The sequence below is a fragment of the Nocardia terpenica genome, from assembly GCF_013186535.1.
Lineage (GTDB): Bacteria > Actinomycetota > Actinomycetes > Mycobacteriales > Mycobacteriaceae > Nocardia > Nocardia terpenica.
Map to the genome: position 1 here is coordinate 1,509,479 of NZ_JABMCZ010000001.1, position 16,322 is coordinate 1,525,800.

13 protein-coding genes are annotated in these 16,322 nt (G+C 69.4%); 8 read left to right on the plus strand and 5 right to left on the minus strand.

Annotated elements, in window-relative coordinates; translation table 11 throughout:
- The first annotated feature begins 208 nt into the window (after positions 1-208).
- Positions 209-3,946: a DEAD/DEAH box helicase gene (locus tag HPY32_RS46080; RefSeq protein ID WP_067592254.1), complete on the plus strand. Its 3,738-nt coding sequence runs from the start codon at positions 209-211 to the stop codon at positions 3,944-3,946.
- A 44-nt stretch (positions 3,947-3,990) separates the two neighbouring features.
- Here the strand turns inward: HPY32_RS46080 and HPY32_RS07135 are convergent, their stop codons facing one another.
- Both HPY32_RS07135 and HPY32_RS07140 read right to left on the minus strand, forming a co-directional pair.
- Positions 3,991-4,353, minus strand: a complete 363-nt coding sequence (locus tag HPY32_RS07135) for a VOC family protein (protein WP_067592250.1) — start codon at positions 4,351-4,353, stop codon at positions 3,991-3,993.
- A gap of 1 nt (position 4,354) precedes the next feature.
- A complete protein-coding gene (locus tag HPY32_RS07140) occupies positions 4,355-4,747 on the minus strand; it encodes a hypothetical protein (RefSeq protein ID WP_171982735.1) in 393 nt (130 codons plus the stop codon).
- A gap of 215 nt (positions 4,748-4,962) precedes the next feature.
- Between HPY32_RS07140 and HPY32_RS07145 the strand changes: the two genes are divergently transcribed.
- Genes HPY32_RS07145 through HPY32_RS07160 form a run of 4 tightly spaced genes read left to right on the plus strand, consistent with a single transcriptional unit; the run spans position 4,963 to position 8,518 of the window.
- On the plus strand, positions 4,963-6,513 hold the full coding sequence (locus HPY32_RS07145) for a GMC family oxidoreductase (RefSeq protein WP_067592241.1): 1,551 nt from the start codon (positions 4,963-4,965) through the stop codon (positions 6,511-6,513).
- Between the two features lie 41 nt (positions 6,514-6,554).
- The gene (locus HPY32_RS07150; protein ID WP_067592238.1) at positions 6,555-7,487 is read left to right on the plus strand and encodes a TIGR03619 family F420-dependent LLM class oxidoreductase; all 933 of its coding nucleotides are present in this window, start codon (positions 6,555-6,557) and stop codon (positions 7,485-7,487) included.
- A 41-nt stretch (positions 7,488-7,528) separates the two neighbouring features.
- A complete protein-coding gene (locus HPY32_RS45605) occupies positions 7,529-7,879 on the plus strand; it encodes an ACT domain-containing protein (RefSeq protein ID WP_171982736.1) in 351 nt (116 codons plus the stop codon).
- Positions 7,880-7,936: 57 nt separating this feature from the next.
- Positions 7,937-8,518: a hypothetical protein gene (locus tag HPY32_RS07160; RefSeq protein WP_156674616.1), complete on the plus strand. Its 582-nt coding sequence runs from the start codon at positions 7,937-7,939 to the stop codon at positions 8,516-8,518.
- Here HPY32_RS07160 and HPY32_RS07165 read toward each other — a convergent pair.
- The 3 genes from HPY32_RS07165 to HPY32_RS07175 all read right to left on the minus strand — a co-directional run bounded on the left by HPY32_RS07165 (position 8,472) and on the right by HPY32_RS07175 (position 12,750).
- Complete coding sequence (locus tag HPY32_RS07165; RefSeq protein ID WP_171982737.1) at positions 8,472-10,487, minus strand: LuxR C-terminal-related transcriptional regulator; 2,016 nt, start codon at positions 10,485-10,487, stop codon at positions 8,472-8,474. The genes HPY32_RS07160 and HPY32_RS07165 overlap by 47 nt on opposite strands.
- A gap of 315 nt (positions 10,488-10,802) precedes the next feature.
- Complete coding sequence (locus tag HPY32_RS07170) at positions 10,803-11,744, minus strand: beta-ketoacyl-[acyl-carrier-protein] synthase family protein (RefSeq protein ID WP_067592227.1); 942 nt, start codon at positions 11,742-11,744, stop codon at positions 10,803-10,805.
- A 4-nt stretch (positions 11,745-11,748) separates the two neighbouring features.
- Positions 11,749-12,750 (minus strand): 3-oxoacyl-ACP synthase III family protein, encoded by a 1,002-nt coding sequence (locus HPY32_RS07175; protein WP_309247504.1) that lies wholly within the window; start codon positions 12,748-12,750, stop codon positions 11,749-11,751.
- 558 nt (positions 12,751-13,308) lie between these two features.
- Between HPY32_RS07175 and HPY32_RS07180 the strand changes: the two genes are divergently transcribed.
- Genes HPY32_RS07180 through HPY32_RS07190 form a run of 3 tightly spaced genes read left to right on the plus strand, consistent with a single transcriptional unit; the run spans position 13,309 to position 16,299 of the window.
- On the plus strand, positions 13,309-14,985 hold the full coding sequence (locus HPY32_RS07180) for a fatty acid CoA ligase family protein (protein ID WP_067592222.1): 1,677 nt from the start codon (positions 13,309-13,311) through the stop codon (positions 14,983-14,985).
- Positions 14,985-15,245, plus strand: coding sequence for a hypothetical protein (locus HPY32_RS07185; RefSeq protein WP_067592219.1), 261 nt, complete (start codon positions 14,985-14,987; stop codon positions 15,243-15,245). Before HPY32_RS07180 ends, HPY32_RS07185 begins: the two co-directional genes overlap by 1 nt.
- A 19-nt stretch (positions 15,246-15,264) precedes the next feature.
- Entirely contained in the window at positions 15,265-16,299 is a 1,035-nt protein-coding gene (locus HPY32_RS07190) for an NAD-dependent epimerase/dehydratase family protein (RefSeq protein ID WP_067592216.1), read from the plus strand.
- Positions 16,300-16,322 lie beyond the last annotated feature (23 nt).

Here is a 16,322-nt window from a genome sequence, read left to right on the forward strand (position 1 = left end):
GGTTCTCCCACCCGGCCCGGCCGTGCTGCCGGTCCCCTACCATGGTGCCGCAGGCGGGCGTACACGCGCCTCACGCCGGTTGACGCGTCCACAGCGGGTGGCACGTATTCCGCGCTGCCGTCCGGTATTTCGGGGCCTCGATGGTGACGAGCGCCTCACTGATCGGTAGGGTTCTCGGCGCTGCGTGTCTGGAGGGAGGACGGGCTCGGTGGGGCGGAAACAGGGTGAGCGTGATCGGCAGGCGCGGATTCTGCGGTTTTGGCGGGCCGTCGAGTACTTCAGCCCGCCGAAGGTGGAGGCGGTCGACCATCGCAACCTGATGTTCGAGGTTCGGCGCGGCCGACCACTGCCCTGGGAGCCCGGGGGGCTGAACGCGCGGAAACCGAAGAGGGACAGGGTTTGGCGGCACACCGTGTATGCGGGGGTGTTCGCCATTGCCGACGTGCGGCCGGTGTTGGAGAGGGCGTTCGAGTTCACCGAGTCCGAGCGGGAGTTGGGCTCGGGCACGGGGGATAGTGCGCTGTTGAGCTTCGCGGTGGATGACAAGGGGCGGCTGTTGTCGGGCACGGCCACGCTATCGGGTTGTGGTTGGGCGGTGGGCCGGACGTTGTCGCCGGGGCCGGACGATACGAAGTGGCTGGACGGTTTCGATGCGGCCCAAGACATCGTCCGCAAGGTGGCGCTCGGGATCGGGACCGGCAAAGTCCCGGTGACTTCTTCCGATCGGGCCGAGCGCAGGGGTCGTGCCCTGGGGCTCATCGCCGGGGCCGGCGCCCGGGTCGCGATCGATCTCGCGACCGGTGGATTGACGGCGATACCGGCAGTGTTGGGCGTGGTCGCGAGTCCGGCTCTCGGCCAGGCCGGTGCGAAGGCCGTCGAAAAGGTCGGCGATGCGTTCGCGAAAGATGCTGCGGAGGCGACGAAGTCGGCTATCGAACGACGCCGCGACGGTAAGGCGGGGGACGCGTCCGGCTCCGGTGACACCGGCACGCCCGCCGCCGCTCCGGGCAAGATACTCGATGTCGACGACTTGGTCGCGATTACTCGGTGGCTCGCCGAGGAGTTGGGCGTCGCCGAGGCGCTGCAACCGAACTCCATCCGGGTCAAGTGCGTCGAGGTCAAACCGGACGAGCCGCCGAGCACCAACGAGATCCTGAACAGTTTCTATGTCGATGATCTGAAACTCGTCGCCGACGCGGCCGAGAGCGGCGATGTCGGCGTGGCGTTGGGCGACTTTCTGCGGGCCGAGGACGAGATCGGTGTCGCGCGGCGGGTGGATGTTCGCGAACGACCGGACATGGTTCTGGCAGCATTGACCCCGGGCGCCATGCCGGCCGGCCGTTGGCCCGCGGCGCCGGATCGCCCGCTCGCGGCGAGTCAGCAGTTCGCGGTCAACGACGCGGTCGGTCGCTTGATGTCGCCGCAAGCGCGCGGGGTGTACGCGGTGAACGGGCCGCCGGGCACCGGCAAGACGACCATGCTGCGTGACCTGATCGCGGCGATCGTGGTGGAGCGCGCCGGACGGCTGGCGACGCTGGGGTCCGCCCGCGACGCCTTCGCGGGTGCCCCGCTGACATGGCCGACCGAGAGCGGATGGAACCGGCGGCTGTATCCCCTGCGACCGGACCTTGCCGGATTCGAGATCGTCGTGGCCTCGGCCAACAACGGCGCGGTGGAGAACGTCACCCGCGAGGTGCCGGCCGAGAAGTCCATCGATCGGGCCACTTTCCCAGGGGCCGAATATCTTTCGGGACCCGCCACGCTAGCCACCGGGGTTCCGTGTTGGGGCGCGGTGGCGGCGGTGCTCGGGAATCGGGGCAACCGCAGGCATTTCAGCGATACCTTCTGGTGGACCGATCCCGCCCGTCCCCGCAACGGAAGCAAGCCCGGCGAGGAAGCCGAACCCGACGAGGCTCCCTGCGGCCTGCATGTCTTGCTGCGGGAGTTGGAGGATGGTGCCGGTGAGCCGGTGATCTGGTCGGAGGCGGTGGCCCGATTCCGAGAAGCGCGCACGGAGGTCGATCGACTCGCAAGGACGCGCACCGAACTGCTCGCCGTGCACACGCGACACGGCGGATCGGATGAGACGCTCGAGGGCCTGAAGAAGCAGGTCCAGCGGTGCGACGACCTCGTGCGGAAGCTGCGGGTCGAGCGCGCCGGCCTGATGATGAGCGTGGCGAATGCCGCCGAATGCGCGCGGCAGGCCAGCGTGGCGGCGGATGCCGCTGCCGACGATTGCCGCCGCGCGAGCGACGCCGTGGACGATGCGAAGTCCGCACGCGACGCCGCCACGGCCACCCTGCAAGGCCATCAGTCGTCCAAACCGGGTTGGTGGAGGCGCCTCCGATCGTGGCGGGCCTACAGTGCGTGGCAGGCCCAGAATGCGGAGCTGGTCGGCGAGGCGCGAGCCGCCGCGCAGTGGGTCAAGGATGCCCAGGCACACGCCTCCGAGCTGGCAGGGACGTCACGTGACCGCGCGGGAGAGGCAGACGCAGCGAAGGCGGACCTGTCGGCCCGCGAGCAGCGAGTGAGTCGCTGCGACAACGACATCGCGCAGGCCGACCGTGACATGCGATCGGCCACCGATGCTGTCGCGCGACGGGAAGACGAGTTGCGCGCCGAGGCCGAGTTGCTCGCCCGGGCGCGTGCGCGCTGGCCGATCGCGATACCCGGATCGGAGTGGACGGCAGCGCCGGATGATGTCGCCGCCATGCGGCGGCGCGAGCTGTCCGCACCGTGGATGGACGAGGAGTTCGCCGCGGCCCGTTCACGACTGTTCCTGGCCGCCCTGGACTTGCACTGGGCGGTGTCCGCCAATGAGCCCGCCTTGATGCGCCGAAACCTCAACGCCGTCATGGATGTGGTCCGCGGCGAGGTTCCGGCGGGTTTCCCGGCGGAGAAGGCGCTCGCGGCCTGGCAGATGCTGTTCTTCGTGGTGCCGGTGGTGTCCACGACGTTCGCGTCGTTGTCACGGATGTTCGCCGGCCTGGGTCGTGAGGCATTGGGCTGGCTGTTCGTCGACGAGGCAGGCCAAGCGGTGCCACAGGCGTCGGTCGGCGCGCTGTGGCGGACACAGCGGGCGGTTGTGGTCGGCGATCCGCGCCAGCTGGAACCGATTGTCTCGCTTCCGATGGCGGGCCAGTACAAACTGGCCGATCATTTCCGCGTCGACAGAGGGTGGGCGCCGGGAAGCACGTCGGTCCAGCAGATCGCCGACCGGCTCAACGTCCACGGCACGTGGCTGCCCGAACCGGGGAGCGGTGGGCGGACGTGGGTGGGTTCGCCGCTTCGCGTGCATCGCCGCTGCGACAGGCTCATGTTCGAGGTGAGTAACGCCATCGCCTACGACCACATGATGGTCTACGGGGCCTCCGATCCGGCCGAACCGGATTTGGTCGATGCCAGCGTCTGGATCGACGTGCCGGCCGGACCCACTGGGGGAAAGTGGAATCCGGAGGAGGGCCGGTGTGTCCGCGACCTGCTGCTGGATATTCGCGACCGGGTCGAGCAGCGAATGCGCCGCGAAGTACGACAATCCAACGATCCACCGCCCTGGTCGCTGGATGAGGAGCTGTGGCGCGAAGAACTCCGGGGCCGCTTCACCGAATCGGTCTTCGTGGTCAGTCCGTTCCGTGACGTCGTACGGGGACTGCGGCAAACGCTGTCCAACCTGCTGCCGACCCGGCTGGAACGGGTCGGCACGGTTCATGTGACCCAGGGCAAGGAAGCCGAGGTCGTGATCCTCGTGCTGGGAACGTCGGACGAGCAATCCGGTTCCCGCGGATGGGCGGCCGGGCGTCCGAACCTGCTCAATGTCGCTGCCACCCGCGCCAAACGCCGACTGGTCATAGTCGGCGACCACGGAAACTGGTCCGGGCTGCGGCATTTCAACGTACTTGCCCAGCACCCGAATCTCGTGGTCGAACGCCCCCGTGTCCGGCCCTGACGGAGAGCCCTTGGTGGCACCCTCCGTCAAGCTCGTCCCCCAGCTCACTCGTTCAGCTGAAGGATGTTCACGAAGTTCCCGTCCGCGTCCTTGATGGTGGCGATCTGTCCTACCGGGATGTCTTCCACCGGGCGGACCCATTCCAGGTCTTTCAGGGTGTTCAGGTGGGTGACCAGGGTGGACATTTCTCGGACTTGGATGTTGATGATTATTCGGCCCGGTTCGGTGGCTTGGGGTGCGACGTCGTCGCGTTCCTCGAAGACGAGGAAGCCCTGGGTCAGTTTCAGGACCGAGTCTTCGATTTCCACGTCGGGGGCGAAGGCGCTCTGGTACCAGGCGCCCAGTCGTTTCGGGTCGGTACTGCCCAGCACGAGGCTGCTCAGGCCGGCTTCGCTTATCACTGCCATGTCAACTCAACTCCCATGTCCGGCGCAGCATGTCGCCGTTGTCGTCGATGGAGAACTCGAAAATGGCGAGAACGCCTGTGAGGCTCGCCAATTCGCCGGTGGCATGCTCGGTGATGATCGAACCGCGGTAGGTGCGGACATCGCCCTCGCCCAACCGGCCGGCGCCGAAGCCGCGCCACGTCGCGAGGCCCGCGCCGTGGTCGGTCTTCATGCCGCCCATCCATTCGCTGTAGAGCGCACCGCCAGGATGGGCGACCGACCAGTACGTGCCGATGTTCTCGTAGGCGGCACCCTTGTGGACGCCGCGCGCACGGAACGTGACCTCGACCTTGACCGCGCCGCCCTCGATGGCCACCACGCGGCGACCCACCGTCCGCCCCCGCTCCTCGGTCAACAGTTCGCCGATTTCGACCAACTCGCCACCCGCTCTCGTCGTGTCACTGCACCGACCGTACTGCTTGCATCAAGCAAGCGAAAGCGTACACGCGCGACCTTCGCACAACAGGGCAATCGAGAAGATAGTTCGTCGCCGCGGCGCACGTAACGTTGACGCCGCTGCTTCCGGAACCGGCCGCGTCGCCAAAGCTCTTCTCAGGGTAGGGATTTGTGATGTCCAGAGTTTTCGATTTCGACGACCTCGTGATCGGAGCCGGGGCAGCGGGTGTGCCGCTGGCCGTCCGGCTGAGTGAGGACCCCGGAAGACGCGTCGGGCTTGTCGACGCGGGCCCGTACTATCCGACGGTGCCGGACATGCCGGACGACCTGTTGACCGCGAACATCATGTCGATGTCCCAGCACGACTGGCAGTTCTCGGCCCACGCCGCCGCCGGGCGCGCCATCCGGTTCCCGCGCGGGCGCGTGGTCGGCGGGTCGTCGGCGGTGGGCGGCACGGTGGCGTTGCGCGGCATCCCGGCCGACTTCGACGAGTGGGCCGAGGGCGGCAACCCGGAGTGGTCGTGGGAGAAGGTCCTGCCGTACTACCGGATGCTGGAGGACGACCTCGACTTCGGGGGCGAGTTCCACGGCAAGGGCGGCCCGATCCCGATCCGGCGCTTCCCGATCGGGGAGATGTCACCGGTGCAGCGGCACTTCCTGCAGGCGTGCCAGGACTACGGCTTCCCGTGGGTGGACGACCAGAACCATCCCGATGCCACGGGCGTGGGCGCGATGCCGTCCAATCGGCGCGACCCGACGACCCGCGTGTCCACGTCGATGGGCTACCTGCCCGCGGCGCGCGACCGGGAGAACCTGACCATCATCGCGACCGCCCTCGTCGGGCGGGTGTGCATCCGCGACGGGCGCGCGTACGGCGTGGAACTGGTCGACGGCCCGAGCACCCGGGAGTTGACGGCGCGGCGAATCATCCTGGCCACCGGGACAATCGGCACACCGACGGTATTGCTGCGCTCGGGTATCGGCCCGGCCGACGACCTACGCGAGTTGGGCGTGCCGGTGGAATCGGACCTGCCCGGTGTCGGCGCGGGCCTGAACGATCACCCGCGCACCGGCGTGTTCATGACGCCGAAGCCGGGCGCGGAGAACTTCGGCGAGCCGGTGGGGCAGACCGTGTGCCGCGCCACCGCGAAGGACTCCGACGAGCCGAACGACATGCACTACTACATGGTCAACGGCTTCGACCTCACCCAGCAGTTCCCCGACCTGCGCAGCATCGCGGGCGGCGACCGGATCTTCGGTGTGATGGTGGTCGACCAGCGGCCCCGGGCACGGGGCAGGGTGACGCTGGCGTCCACCGATCCGCGGCGCAGCCCGCGCATCGACCTGAACTACCTGTCCGACGAGCACGATTACCGCACGTTCGCCGACGGCCTGCGCACGGCGTGGGAGCTGGCGAACGCGCCCGCGATCCGCGCGCTGGGCGAGAAGTTCGTGCTGATCGATGAATCCACGCTGGAGTCCGAGGAGGCGTTGCGCGAGTACTCGCGGCAGACCGTGGACAGCACGTACCACCCGGTCGGCACCGCGAAGATGGGGCCGAGCACCGACCCGGCCGCCGTGGTCGACCAGTACGGCGCGGTGCACGGCGTCGAGGGCCTGCACGTGGCCGACGCGTCGATCATGCCGTCGCACGTGCGGGCGAACACGAACCTGACCTCGATCATGATCGGCGAACGGGCGGCGGAGCTCTTCCGCCGGATCTGACGCCGAACATCCCTCCCACACCGCCGAATTCGGAGCCTTCGATGAAACTCGGATTGCAACTGCCCCAGGGAGCCGACACCGCCCGAGCCCGGGACCTGGCCGCGATCGCCCGCCGCGCCGAGGACATCGGCTACAGCAGCCTGTGGGCCTACGAGCGGGTGCTGTTCCCGGCGCAGCCCGCCGACGGCATGTACGGCGTGCCGGGCCTGCTGCCGTGGGACCCGTACTACGAACACTGCGCCGACCCGTTGACCGTGCTGACCCTGGCCGCCGCGCACACCGACCGCGTCCGGCTGGGCACCTGCGTGCTGGTCGCGCCGCTGCACGGCGGCCTGCACCTGGCCCGCGCCCTGGCGACGCTCGACGTCGCCACCGGCGGCGGTCGCGTGGTGGCGGGCCTGGGCGCCGGGTGGTCCACCGACGAATACCGCGCCGCCGGCGTCGATTTCGCGACGCGGCGGCGCGCGACGGACGAGATGGCCGACGCGCTGCGCGCCCTGTGGGGCCCGAACCCGGTGACGTATCGGGACAGCACGATCGACATCACCGACGCGGCCGTGAATCCGAAACCGGCGGGCCCGATCCCGATCGTCTTCGGCGGCGCGACGGAACCCGCCTTCCGGCGCGTGGCGAAGCGGGGCGACGGCTGGATGGCGGTCGGCATCACCGGCGACACCCTGGCCGCCGGTCACCGCCGCATCACCGACCTGGCCGAGGCCGAGGGCCGCGACCCGGCCACCCTATCCCTGCTCCTCGTCGCGATCGTCTACCTGTCATCCACCCCGGCCGGGCCGACCCGAATGCCGTTCCAGGGCAACCTCGATCAGGTCTTGGACGACCTGTCGGCCGCCGCGAAGGCCGGTGCGGACGAGGTGATCCTGTCCATCGACCGGGGGCCCGAACGTGCCACCGGGTTTAGTGACCGGGCGGGGGAGCTGTTTGAAGCGGCCCGGTCCGCAGGACTGCTCGCCTGACGGATGACTACTGCTGCACTGCCCGCTCCTACTATGACCCGGTGACTCCTACCCAGCGTCTCCACGTCGTCCCGTCCCAGTTCGCGGTCGAGTACTTTCCCGAGGCAACGTTTCCCGAGGATGACGAGTGGATTGTGTTGGTGCGGGCGCCGGAGGGATTGACCGTGGTACGGGAGGTGCCCGCGTGGGTCGAGGGGGAGCGGTGGGTGGGGTTCTACGGGGATGCGGGGCGCGGGCGGGATGTACAGGGGGTGGTGGAACCGTTGGGGGAGGCGGGGATTGCGGTGTTCGTGGCGTCCACCTATCACGCGGATCTGGTGCTGGTGCCGGAGGAGCGGCGGGAGGAGGCGGCCGCGGTGTTGCGGGAGGCGGGGCATCAGATCGTGGGGTGAGTGCGGCCGACGAACCGCCTCATCGTTTTCTCACGGTCGTTCCCGCACAGTGGTCGCATGGAGATGTCGGCTGCACGTCGTGGCGCGGTGCTGGGGTGGTGCTGGGCGGCGACGCTTGTCTACCTCCCGGTCGCGGCGATGTTCGGGCAGTGGCGCGGGCCGGGATTGCCGCTGCTGGCCGCGCTCACGGCCGCGGGCGCGCTGGCCTGGTCGGCCGGGGCCGCGCCGCTGCATCGCGCGGGATGTGTGCTGATCGTGTGCGCGGCGGGTGCGGCGGCCGTGGCGGTGCTGCTGCCCGCCGAACTGGACCCCGAATTGCGCATCGCCGCCCCGGTGATGCGCTGGGCGGCCCAACTGCTGGGCATGACGTTCATCGCGGTCGCGTTCCCGCAGCGCGTGATTCGGCTCTGGACAGCCGTGTGCGCGGCGGTCACGGCCGTCGGCGGCTGGCTGCTGTACGGCCCGGCGGCCGAGACGAACGCGATCGGCGAACCGATCGCGCTCGACACCTCGACCGTGTGGACGGGTGTGATCGGGCTGCTCGTGCTCGGTCACACCCGCTACGGCACCGCCGCGTGGCGGTGGTCCGAGATCACCCCACCGCGGATTCGGCGGGCGTCGCCCGTGCGGTCAGCATGAACCGCAGTTCGGTGCGACGGGCGACCGACAGCTTGCGGTAGACCCGGGTCAGATGCTGCTCCACCGTGCTGGTGGTGATGGCGAGGGTGTCGGCGATCTCCCGATTGCGACGCCCCAGCGCGGCCAGTTCGGCGACCCGGCGCTCGGCCGGGCTGAGCGCGTCGATGCTGTCGGGAGCCGGTCGCACCCGCGGCGCCGGGGCGGCCGGCGCCGCGGACCGATCGCCGCGCAGCCGCCGGATCAGCGCACCCGACCCACACGACTCGGCCAGCCTGGTCGCCTCCCGCAGCAGCGGGCGCGCCTTGTCGGTGTCACCGATGGTCCGGTGCGCCCGGCCCAATTCGCTGAGCGCCGTGGCCAATTCGAGGTCGTCACCGGCGGCACGGGCCACCGCCACCGCACGGCGCAGCAGCAGCACCCGCCGATGGGGATCGCCGGTGGCCGCCAGCAGGCGCAGCGACACCCCGCCCGATCGGTGCCGATTCGCCCCGCCGATCAACTCCAGATGCATGGTCGCCAGCGCCTGCGCTCGCCGCTCCTCACCAGCGTCGAGATAGGCGGCGGCCATATCATTGCGCCACGGCACCAGCCAGGCGAAATCCATGTTCCACTGCCGCATGAGATTTCCGCACTGCCGGAAGTGCCGCAGCGCCTCCTGTGGTCGCCCGACGGCCAGGCAGTGCTGCCCGGACGCCTGCAGATACGCCAGCGCGAACCGGGATTCGAACATGGCGCGCGGCACCGGCCGGCGCAGCTGGGCGGCGGCCTCGCTGTGCTTGCCCTGGGCGGTCAGCGCGCGCACCAGCACCGCGATCGGCCGACCCACCCAGACACCGAGGTGATCGGCCGGGACCAGGTTCAATGCCAGCATGGCGCTGTCGATGGCACCGGCCAGATTGCCGCGGCGCAGTTGGGTTTCCGCGCGTAACCCGGCGAAGATGGACCGCCAGGTGGGCGCGTGCCGGGCCTCGGATTCGGCCAGCAGCGACACGCACCAGGCATCGGCGGTGTCGAGCCGGTCGGTGTGCACCAGGCAGTCGACCGCGGCCACCAGCGGTTCCACCGTGGTCGGGCCGAGCCGGTGCGAGGTGAGGATGCGCTGCGCCGCCGCGGCCACGTCCACCGAGGGGTGCTGGACGGAGACCGCGGCGAGCAGGTCGGCGGACTGGCGGTGCGCCGAATCGCGGTCGACCGCCGGATAACCCTCCGCGCGCGGGCGGGGCGTGAACAACCGCCGGTGCCGCTCCACGTGGGTCGGGTGGGTGTATCGCAGCCAGGCGCACAGGAAATCCAGCCGCGGATCGAGTGTGAGCGCGCCGACCGGGCCGCGGTCCAGCCGCGCCAGCGCGTGATCGGCCTGCTGCACGAAGCCGTGCCACAGCATGTGCAGCACCGCCGCGGGCAGCTGGGTGTGCGGCACCCGGCCGGTGTAGAGCGCGGCCTTGAGCCTGCCGAAGTTGCGCGTGCGCGGCGAGGGGTTGAGCCGCCACTCCATCGACACCAGCCGGGTGGCGATGGCGGCCCGCCCGCTGGCCCGTCGGCTCGCCCGGTAGGCCAGTTCCAGACGCTGTGCCGCACTGTCGATTTCGTCGTTGGCCAGCGCCAGCTCGGCGGCCTCCACCAGCACGTGCGATGCCCAGGAGCTGCGTGCGTCTCCGGCGGCGACGAGCTGCCAGGCGACCGCCGACGCCGGAAAGCCGTTGTGGTGCAATAGATCTGCTGCGCGGGTGTGCAGCTCCCGGCGCTCGTCGTCGGGCATCTCCCGCAGGATGCCCGAGATGAGCACGGGATTGGTGAATTGTTCATGAACAACCGGGCCGTAAGCGCCGAGCTCCTCGTGCGCGTGACGCACCACCTCCGGATCGGTATCCGCCAGCGCGGCGGTGAGGCCCACGGTCGCGGCGGAGTCGAGCACCGCCATCGCCCGTGCGATGCGTAGTCGCATCGGATCCGTTTCGGGGAACACCATGGTGAGAAGATCGCCGTCCTCGTCGGATCGCCCGGTCCGCGCGAGGAGGAGCTCACGCGGGCCTACGGCGATCGACGTCCGGTCTCGGTCTCTCGCGACCGACCGCTGCATTCTCCAGTCCCTTCATCGATCGGATGTGCCCGACTGAGAGGGCCGGGTGCCCCCTGGCGGGCAGCCCGATGGAGCTCGAGAAGCGGCATCGTTGCAGCTGTTGGCGTCTGGTGACACCCGGAATTCAGCCGGTGCACAACGGTTCTCGGCGGCCGCCGGGGCGTTCGCACTACCTGCCGGCGGCGGCCTGCCGCGTGAATTATGCTACACGTCAACCTGTTTGGCCCGCATGCCGTTCGCAGACCCGATCAAAACGAGTGGTCGAATTCGGTGTGCGAGACACGCTGCGGAATCCGCGTCGGCGGCGACGAACAGCACCGTCCGCGCGGTATCGAGCAGGCCGTCCTCGACGGCGGTGAGGAAGGCGTGCACGGGCGCGGCGCTGTACGGATCGCCCAGGGCCGGATCGACTCCCGCCACCGCGGTCAGCGGCAGATTCAAGCGCGCGGCCAGCTGCTCGCGGAAGTCCGGGGCCGGCGCGGGGGCGAGCAGGACGGCGGCGCCGCTGGCGAAATCGTCGCGCCCGAGCCGCTCCTCGCGCACCGCCGCCCGCACCACCTCGACGACCGCGCCGAGCGGATCGCCCGCGCCGGTGCGCACGGTCAGCGCGGAGCGGCCGTTGGTGCCCGCCGCGCCGAGATCCGCCCAGGCCGTCGGTTCGATATCGGTCTGCGGCTGGGTGGCGTGCAGGCGGCCGAAACCGCCGGATTCCGGCGTCGACCGCAGCAGCATCGCCCCGGCGCCCGCGTGATACGGAAAGCCCTGGGCCGCACGATCGGTGGACGGATGGGTATCGCCCGCGACGACCAGCGCGTATTCCACCTCGCCGGGCGCCAGGAAACAATGCGCGGTTTGCAGCGCGTGCACGAATCCGGTGCCGCCGTTCATGACATCGAAGGAAAAAGCGGGCAACCGGCCGGTCTTGTATTCCAGCCCCACGCCGAGCCGTTTCTGAATGAGCGCCGCGATGGCGGGTTCGGAGATATTGCTGTCCCGGAACACCCCGGCATTGACGAGCAGCCCGACCTGTTCGGGCGTGACCTCGGCCCGCTCCAGGCAGGAGCGGCCCGCGCGGGCGGCGAGTTCGAAATAGCTGCCGGTGTCGGTGTCGTCGCACACGGCCGCGGAAACGATTGCGGTGCTCATGATCTCATGCCTCCAGACGGGAAATGGTCGCTGCGAGATGGCCGGAGACGACGCCGGACGCCTCCGGGATCAGCAGCACCTTCGACCCGCGCGGAATCCGCTGCTGCGCAAGGTGTTCGTGCAGCACCAGGAAGTGCGAGGTGGAGGCGGTGTTGCCGTACTCGGACAGCACGGTGAGCGACTGCGGCATCGGGGTGTTGAAATGGCGCTGGGTGAGCTGGCTGATGTATTCGATGGCCGGGCCGGAGAACTGGTGATGAATCCAGTAGTCGTACTTCTCGCCGTCCCAGGTGCGGCCGGACTCCTCCAGGAAGTCGGCCATGCGGCTGATCCCCTGCTGGTAGCGGGATTCGCTGGCCAGCGCCCGGTTGTCGGTGTACATCGCGATGCCGTTGGTCTTGTCGCTCGGCATGCCCAGGCAGTGCTCGGCCCCGGCCGAGGTGGTCATCAGTTCGATGTAGTGGATCTCGTCGTCGTCGTCACCGCGGTCGTCGACCACCACCGCCACCGCCGCGTCGCCCACGGTCAGCGCCGCGAACTGCGGATCGTAGGGCTGGCTGATCTCGCGCGCGGCGGTCTCGGCGATCGGCGTGATCTGCTCGCCGCTGACCACGAGGCCGTTGCGCACCACCCCGGCCCGGATCATCCGGTCCAGCACCAGGACCCCGGTCAGCATGCCCGCGCAGGCATTGGACACGTCGAAGTGCAGTGCCGAGGTGGCGCCGATGGCATTGCGCAGCATGAGCGCGAATGCCGGTGCATAGCAGTGGAATCCCGGGCCGTGGAAGCGCGTGATCGATACCGAGATCACCACATCGAGTTCTTCGGCGGTGTAGTCGGAGTGGCGCAGGCAGTCGTCGATCGCGGAAAGCGCCAGTTCGAACGAGGATTCGTAATCCTCGGGATCCGAATTGTGAACACGGCGGTTCTTGATGCCCGTGATGCGTTCCAGATCCAGGGATCTGGGCACGGACAGTCCGGCGATCAACTCTTCCGTGGAACGCACGGTGCTGGGTGTGTATGCGCCTATGGATTCGAAACGGGTACGCATGGCCCTCTGCTCTCTGGATTGATATTACGGAGGGTGATCGAATTCTGGTGCGGCGAGGCGTATTCGGGGGATTAACCGAGCCCGTGCCGTCGCTGACCAGTGGTAGCCGCGATGCCGATTCGAACGTTACCAGGCGGTAGGCGAATGTTCGCGGCGTGGTGGTTGTCCCGGACACGCACGCATCCACCGGATTTCGCCGCGACGCGATCGAAAAGCGAGGTCGTCGCCGTGTAGGGGGTGCTCGACCGAATGCGGCAGTAGGGGTCGGTAGGGGCTGCGACGCAACCTGTTTCGGTACCGCGCGACACACTTAATTTAACTGTCTCTCAACACTTTTCCGGTCCGCTCCGGTGGCGGCACGCGCTACGGTGCGGTAACCTCGCCGTACCGAATCTCGAATTCCGCTCCAATTTCAGGGGGCAGTGTGTCGTATTCCGTATTCACCTCTTTCGAGGATCTCGAGGGTATTCCGGCCGGAATGCGCCTGCGCGGCACGGGGATCGGGGTGATGCCGTGACCGAGACGACCTACTGGCGCGCGCTCGACCGTTTCCGCGCCGTCGTGGCCGCGCATCCCGATCGGGAGGCGGTGATCCACGCCGCCGGTCGCACCACCGCGGATCTGCCGGAGTACCGGCGGATCGGCTACGCCGAGCTCGACGCCTGGTCCGACGCCATCGCCGAGCACCTCACCGCCGGTGGGGTCGCGCGCGGCACCCGCACCATCGTGCTGGTCACGCCGGGCCCGGAGCTGTATGCCGTGCTGTACGGGCTGTTCAAGGTGGGTGCGGTGCCGGTGGTCATCGACCCGGGCATGGGGCTGCGGAAGATGCTGCGCTGCCTGCGGGCCGCCGATGCGGAGGCGTTCATCGGGGTGCCGGAGGCGCACGCGGTGCGCATTCTGTTCCGCGGCTGCTTCCGGCGGGTGCGGCTGGCGGTGACCGTCGGCGGCCGCTGGTTCTGGGGCGGGCCCACTTTGGCGGGCTGGGGCCGCACGCCCACCCGGCCGGTTCCCGAGCGCACGCCCGCGCCCGACGACGATCCGCTGCTCATCGCCTACACCACCGGCAGCACCGGACCGGCCAAGGCGGTGGTGCTCACGCACGGCAATATCAGCGCGATGGTCGACCAGGTGGACGCGGCGCGCGAGCGGGTCGCGCCGGGCACCTCGCTCATCACCGCCCCGGTAGCCGGGATCCTGGAGCTGTTGCTCGGATCCCGTTGCGTGCTACCGCCGTTGGTCTCCGGCAAGGTCGGCTCCACCGATCCCGCGCACGTGGCCGACGCCGTCACCCGGTTCGGGGTGCGGACCATGTTCGCCTCGCCCGCGGTGCTCGTTCCGCTGCTGCGCCACCTGGAGATCACCGGCGCCAGCCTGCCGACGCTGCAGAGCATCTACTCCGGCGGCGCGCCCGTCCCGGACTGGTGTATCGCCGGATTGCGCCGGGTGCTGTCGGATGATGTGCGCGTCTATGCCGGGTACGGGTCGACCGAGGCGCTGCCCATGTCGACCATCGAATCGCGGGAGCTGCTCGGCATTCTCGTCGAGCGGGCGCACGAGGGCGCGGGCGTGTGTGTGGGCCACCCGGCCAAGGACGTGCGGGCGCGGATCGTCGCCATTACCGACGATCCGCTGCCCACCTGGGCGGATGCGCAGGCGCGCGAGGCCGAACTCGCCGCCTCGCGCGGCATCGGTGAGCTCGTGGTGTCGGGCCCGAACGTGAGTACCCGCTACTACTGGCCCGAGGGCGCCAATGCCACAGGGAAGATCGTCGATGGGGACACCGTGTGGCATCGCACGGGTGATCTGGCGTGGATCGACGAGCAGGGCCGGATCTGGTTCTGCGGGCGTAAGAGTCAGCGGGTGCAGACGGCGGACGGTCCGCTGTTCACGGTGCAGATCGAGCAGGTGTTCAATACCGTGCCCGGGGTGGCGCGCACCGCGCTGGTCGGCGTCGGACCCGAGGGCGCGAAACGCCCCGTCCTGTGCGTCGAGACCGAGCCCGGGGCCGACATCGCCACGGTGACAGCGGAACTGCGGGTGCGGCGCACGGAATCGCCGGTGGCCGAGGCGGTGTCGGAGTTCCTGTTCCATCCGAAGTTCCCGGTCGACATCCGGCACAATGCCAAGATCGGCCGCGAGCGGTTGGCGGTGTGGGCGGCCCGGCAGGAGAAGGCGCGGGTGTTGTGATGAAAATCGTTGTGCTGCGCGCCATCCCGGTACTCGGCTGGTTGTACCTGCTGGCCGGTCTCCTCGGCGTGCTGCTGGGGCGGGCCCCGCGCGGCCGGTGGCTGCGCGCGCTGTGGTGGGCCGACGCGCTGCTCAGCACCGTCGGGCACGCCGCCCAGATCCCGGCGGCCCTGTCCGCCGACGAGCCGGTCGGCCGGTCGCGGGTCGAAACCGTGGTCATGACACAGCTTTTCGGCCTCACCTGGTGGCGAACCCGATGATCGAGCGACGGGAGGTGCGATGAAGATACTGGTGACGGGGGCTTCCGGATTTCTGGGGGGCACGCTGGTGCGGCGGCTGGTGCGCGAGGAGCGGCACGAGGTCGCGATCCTGGTGCGGCGCAGCAGTAATCTGCGCGGCCTGGACGAGGTGATCGGCAAGGTGGAGGTGTACCTCGGCGACCTCGCCGAGGCGGACTCGCTGGAGCGGGCCGTCCGCGGCGTCGACGTGGTCTTCCACAGCGCCGCCCGGGTGGACGAGCGCGGCACCCGCCGTCAGTTCTGGGCGGAGAACGTGACGGCGACGGAGCGGCTGCTCACCGCCGCCCGGCGCGCGGGCGCGCACCGGTTCGTCTACATCTCCAGCCCGAGCGCGCTGATGGACCGCGACGGCGGCGACCAGATCGATATCGACGAGACCGTTCCGTATCCGCGGCGCTATCTCAACCACTACTGCGAAACCAAGGCCGCCGCCGAGCGTTTCGTGCTGGCCGCGAACGCACCCGACTTCACCACCTGTGCCCTGCGGCCGCGCGCGATCTGGGGCGCCGGTGACCGGTCCGGACCGATTGTGCGGCTGCTGGCCCGGGCGGCGGCGGGCACGCTGCCCGACCTGTCCTTCGGTCGTGACGTGTACGCCTCGCTGTGCCACGTCGACAATATCGTGGAGGCGTGCGTGCGGGCCGCCACGGCCGAAAACATCGGCGGCAAGGCGTATTTCGTCGCCGATGCCGAGAAGACGAACGTGTGGGCCGTGCTCACCGACGTCGCCGCCGGACTGGGTTATCCGCCGCCGGTGCGCAAGCTGCCGCCGCGGCTGGTGCGGGTCATCGTCGAGATCATCGAAATGCTCAGGCGCATACCGTATCTCGCGACGCACTGGACCCCGCCGCTGTCGCGCTACAACGTCGCGGTGATGACCCGCAGCGGCACCTACGACACCTCGGCCGCGGCCCGCGATCTCGGATACCGACCGGTCGTGGGGCGAGACGAGGGCATGGCGCGGTTGCAGGCATGGATACGCAGTCAGGGGGTGGCCACCGAGATCACCCGCTGAAGCCCGTCGGGCGTACTCCTTGT

Coding starts and splice junctions, on each gene's coding strand:
- HPY32_RS07135 (WP_067592250.1), bottom strand. CDS start 4,353: ATGGCAGTGATAAGCGAAGCCGGCCTGAGCAGCCTCGTGCTGGGCAGT.
- HPY32_RS07145 (WP_067592241.1), top strand. CDS start 4,963: ATGTCCAGAGTTTTCGATTTCGACGACCTCGTGATCGGAGCCGGGGCA.
- HPY32_RS07150 (WP_067592238.1), top strand. CDS start 6,555: ATGAAACTCGGATTGCAACTGCCCCAGGGAGCCGACACCGCCCGAGCC.
- HPY32_RS07160 (WP_156674616.1), top strand. CDS start 7,937: ATGGAGATGTCGGCTGCACGTCGTGGCGCGGTGCTGGGGTGGTGCTGG.
- HPY32_RS07165 (WP_171982737.1), bottom strand. CDS start 10,487: ATGGTGTTCCCCGAAACGGATCCGATGCGACTACGCATCGCACGGGCG.
- HPY32_RS07170 (WP_067592227.1), bottom strand. CDS start 11,744: ATGAGCACCGCAATCGTTTCCGCGGCCGTGTGCGACGACACCGACACC.
- HPY32_RS07185 (WP_067592219.1), top strand. CDS start 14,985: ATGAAAATCGTTGTGCTGCGCGCCATCCCGGTACTCGGCTGGTTGTAC.
- HPY32_RS07190 (WP_067592216.1), top strand. CDS start 15,265: ATGAAGATACTGGTGACGGGGGCTTCCGGATTTCTGGGGGGCACGCTG.